Below are 519 nucleotides of genomic sequence, written 5' to 3'. Positions count from 1 at the left end.
AAAGCCGATATTACTCAGTCGCGTATCATTGAAACGAGATGCCAGCCGATCACTGATGGCGAAGTACTGCTCAAGATCGACCGCTTCGCCTTTACCGCCAATAACATTACCTACGCGGTGATGGGCGATTACCTGCGCTATTGGCAGTTTTTTGCGCCCAGTGGCGATAACCCTGAGCACTGGGGCATTATTCCTGTTTGGGGCTTTGCCGATGTCATCGAGTCAAATAATGATGGTATCCTTGTCGGCGAACGGCTATTTGGTTATTTCCCACCCGCCACTACCCTTGTGATTAAGCCTGTGCGCGTAAGTGGCTCAAGTCTTATGGATGGCAGTGATCATCGCGCGCATCTGCCACCAAGCTATAACTTATATCAGCGCGTCACTTATGAAGCAGGTTACGACCGCGCTTATGACAACCCACGCATGTTACTTGCCGTGCTGCATCTCACCGCGTTTTGTATTCAGGATATGCTGGCGAGCAATGACTGGTATGGAGCTGAGCAAGTCGTTATTATC

1 protein-coding gene is annotated in these 519 nt (G+C 50.3%); it reads left to right on the top strand.

Annotation, left to right across the window (positions count from 1 at the left end; genetic code table 11):
- Nucleotides 1–519 (top strand): DUF2855 family protein (locus ACTXGO_RS16670; protein ID WP_443575258.1); only part of this gene is annotated, 519 nt, incomplete at both ends.

Source organism: Psychrobacter sp. T6-1 (assembly GCF_052258445.1).
Note: the sequence above shows the minus strand (reverse complement) of the source record. Positions and strands in the feature narration are given on the sequence as shown.